At 74.1% G+C, this 3,903-nt stretch carries 1 protein-coding gene and 1 pseudogene; both read right to left on the minus strand.

What is annotated here, in order from left to right:
- A pseudogene (locus ABD308_RS11500) lies at window positions 1–1,540 on the minus strand (hypothetical protein); the annotation flags it as partial.
- Between the two features lie 130 nt (window positions 1,541–1,670).
- Window positions 1,671–3,903: DUF6603 domain-containing protein (locus ABD308_RS11505; protein ID WP_344331963.1), on the minus strand; the 2,233-nt coding region annotated here is incomplete at its 5' end.

Here is a 3,903-nt window from a genome sequence, read left to right on the forward strand (position 1 = left end):
GTCCAGCTGCTCCGGCGGCAGGTGGGTCAGGTCCAGGTAGACGTGGTCGCCGTCCGGACCGCAGCCGCGGGCCGGCCTGGTCGAGGGCCTGCACGAGGCGGGCGCCGCCCTCGTCGCTGTCGCCACCGGTGAGGAGGCGGTCGAAGGACTCGATGGCGAGGGGTGCGATGAGGTCGCGTCCGGTCAGGTCCGCGGCGGAGCGGGCGGCGAGTGCGGGGTGCGAGGCCAGGCGGCGGGCCGCTGTACGCGCGGCGGAGCGGAACTCCAGCAGCGCGGTGCGGAACTCGGCGTCCGCGAGGGCCAGGGTCCGCCCGGTGGTGAACGCGGCGGCGTACGCGGTGTCGAAGACGCCGTACTGCCGCAGGTAGATCAGCGCTTCGCCCGGGGACTCCAGACGGGTGGCGGCCGGGGCGGGCAGGTCCCGCGCCGGTTGTGCGGTGAGCGGACCTCGGTAGAAGGCGAGGGTGCGCTCGCCGGTCTCCAGTCGCTGCGGCAGGGCGACCGCTCCGGCCCGCATCCGGCCCAGGGCCTCGGTCTGCGGGCCGCTCGGGTCGGCCGGTGCCTGGACGGGCACGCGCAGGCGCAGTTCCTCCGGTGGGCGCGGGGTGGTGCCGTCGGTGGTCGCCAGGTGCTGGGCGAGGTCGCCGAACCCGATGCCGGAGTCGGGCTCGGTGGTGAAGGACCAGCTGGTGAGGGAGACCAGGCGCACGCCTTCGGCGGGTGCGGGGGTGGTGAGGTACCGGTCGTGGCCTTCGAGGGAGACGAGGTGGGCCACGTGGCTTCCGCCCGTGGCGGCGGGGAACCGGTTGGCGACGAGGACGGCGTTGAGTTCGCCCTCGTCGGGCTCGGGGGCATCACCCGCGCGGGCCGCGTCGGGGCGCCCGCCCTCGCGCACATGGGCGAGGTAGCCCATTTCGACGGGCAGCGGTTTCACCGCGTCGAAGAGGTCCTTGGGCACGAGGACGGTGGCGCACTGCTCGTCGTACTCGTCGGGGCGCATGCTGTGCGGGTCGATGACCGGTACCGCACCGGGGCCGTGGGCGCCGTCCAGGAGCTCACGCACGGTGCCGGTGGTGACGAGGCCCACGGCGGCCGGGTCGTCGGGCAGTTCGTCCTCGCGGAAGATCAGCAGGGCCATCCAGGGGACGGCGCCCAGCCGGCACTCCCCCACGGGGCAATTCCCCAACAGGCACCCCTGCGGCGGGCATTGCCCCAGGGGGCGGGCCCACGGCAGGCCCGGGGCGTCGAGGTTGATGTGGGCGAGGATCTGGCTGTAGGTGCCGACGGCGTCCGGCACGGGAAAGCGGGCGTTGATGCCACCGGGGTCGATGCTGAAGCGCGGCTGGACGACGTCGAAGGGCTGCGGGGTGGCGTCGATGACGCGGTCCGCTCCGTCGAGGTCCTTGAGGGTCTGGCGGTTGTCGATCCGGTACCGGCCGGCGTACAGCGAGGGGATGCGGTGGTCGAAGAACCGGGTGCGGTGCTGGGCCGCCGGTGTGCTGGTGCGCGGCTGGGGGGCGGGTTCGGACGTGGTGGTCACGAAGGCGTGCCTTTCGACAGGACGCGGCAAGAGGGGCGAGGGGTCCGGGCGGCGCACCGAGCCGAGCCGCCCCACCGTGAGGGTGCGGCGGCTCGGTGCGGTGCGGTGCGGTGCGGCTCGGTGTGCTTGGTCAGCCGGCGACGAGCATCGGCTCGGCGGTGAAGGCGGTGCCCGCCGCCCGGGCGTAGGCGCTCAGGTCGGTGTCCAGTGCGCCCAGGTCGGCGCCGAGGCCGGCCAGGGCCTGGCCCAGGGCGGTGCGGTTGGCGCGGGTGGCGGCGGCGTCGATGCCGTCCTGCTTGTCCTGGATCGCGGCGATGACGCCACCGGGCCGTGTCGGCTCCGGGCCCTCGGCCGGCTCGCCCACGGACAGCGGCAGGTTGCCGTCCGGGTTGATCGGGCCGAACGAGATGGCCTTCTCGTCGAGGAACCCGGTGTCGGTACCGTGGTCGACCGGCGGCGAGGTCAGCCGGATCCCGAGGATCCGGTCGGGGATGATCCCGTGGTTCGGCGCGTCCGCCTCCCGGCCCCACAGACCGTTGGGCACGTTGCCTCGCAGTACCGCGCGGCCCCACGGCGCCAGGGTCGCGGGCTTGCCGTTGAAGGTGAGCCGGACGCGCAGCTCGCTGCCCTTGCCGCGCGCGTGCATGGGCAGGACGTCCACCGGGCCGTCGGTGGCGACCGGTGCGGTGGCGCCCTCGTCGAGGAACACCTCGCTGACGGGGGCCTGGGTGTCGGCGGTGAAGGTGAGGCCGCCGTTGCCGGCCAGCCACGGCTTGACCGCGCCCCGGGTCTCCGGGGCGCCCTCGCCCAGATAGCCCGCGATCGCCCTCGTGCGGACCATGTTCTCCGGTGGTGGCAGCATGCCCTGGAAGCCGCCCCAGTCCAGGGCGGGGACCTGGTCGCGGCGGTCGGCGCCGAAGCCGATGGTGAAGGAGATGAACCACAGGTGGACGGTGGCCTCGCCGCCGACGGCGGGGCCCCAGACGCGGACGCTGACGCCGACCTCGACCGAGATCCTGATCTTGACGAACCAGACCTTGATGGTCGCGGAGACCCCGACCCGCACCCCGATGCCGAGGTCGAAGTAGAAGGGGTTCCATTCCAGCAGGGCGTCCACCTTGGCGGTGAGCCAGGCCCGCAGCATGCCGGACTGGAAGACGACGTCCAGGGAGCCGCCGGCCATCAGGGACTTGGGGGTGAACGCGGCGTAGGCGCTGCCGGTGATGTTGACGTTGGAGCCTACGCCCCAGGTCAGTCCGGCCGCCTGCTGGCGCGGGTAGCGGGCGGGCAGTCCCCGGCCCGCGGGGATCGCGCCGAGCATGAACGCGAAGTCGCCGGCGTGCGGGTGGTCGCCGAACCAGAACTTCATGCCGACGCCGCCGCGCAGCCTGCAGTTCGGGTCGATGAGGAACGTCTTCTCGGTGAACGCCGCGCCGATGCTCAGCTCCCCGGCCGACGGGCGCAGCGTCGCCTCGATGCCGATCTCCACCCGGGCGATCTTGTGGGTGCTCTTGGTGGGCAACTGCATTCCGGCCGCGCCGAGCAGACTGACCGTCAGGTCGGAGCCGGCCTGGACCAGCGCCATGGCGTGGCCGCGGAAGGTCTCGAAGCAGTCGAAGGCCAGGCCCGCGGCGAACCACAGATCGCCCTCCTGCGGCCTCACCCATGGGCTGGAGCCGCCGATCAGCTCGCCCAGGACCTTCAGCGGGTCGACCTCGTCGTCGTCGGCGCCGATCTCGCCCGGGTTGTCGAGCGCGACCAGGAACGGGAAGCCGTCGAGGGCGTCGGCCGCCGGCACCCGCACGCGGCTGTTCCAGCCGAACCCGGCGGAGATGCCGCGCACTTGGAACAGCGGCGGCCCGAAACCGGTCTCACTGCCCAGCGAGCCGTAGGCGAACAGCGACGGACCGGCACCGCCGCGGGGCACGACGTAGGCGCCCATGGCGGAGCCGTTGAACGCGCCGGTGTCCACCAGCAGGACGCCGCCGACCACGGTCTTGTAGGGCTCGGGGGCCGGCAGCGCGGTCAGCGCGCCGGCGATCCGCAGCGGCGGGCTGTAGTAGTCGACGCTCAGGCCGTTCTCGCCCCCGGGCGTGCCGATCGGGGACCAGCCGCGCACCGACGGCGCTTCGAGGACGCGCATGCCCTTGCGGAGCGTGGGCCCGGGGCGGGGAACGAGGATGCCGTGCTCGGTGACCAGGGCGCGGGGAGCCCGGTCGCGAGTGCCGCCTGCCCGGCGCCGCGCCGGGGGCAGAGCCCGGCCCAGACCGTCCAGGCGCCCGGGATCGACCGGCGGCGGGGGCGTGCGCCGGGTCAGCCGCAGGGCCCGGCCGTCCGTCAGCGCCCACGCGCCGGCGGGCAGC

Origin of the sequence: Kitasatospora putterlickiae (assembly GCF_039527695.1) — a bacterium.
Classification (GTDB): Bacteria; Actinomycetota; Actinomycetes; order Streptomycetales; family Streptomycetaceae; genus Kitasatospora; species Kitasatospora putterlickiae.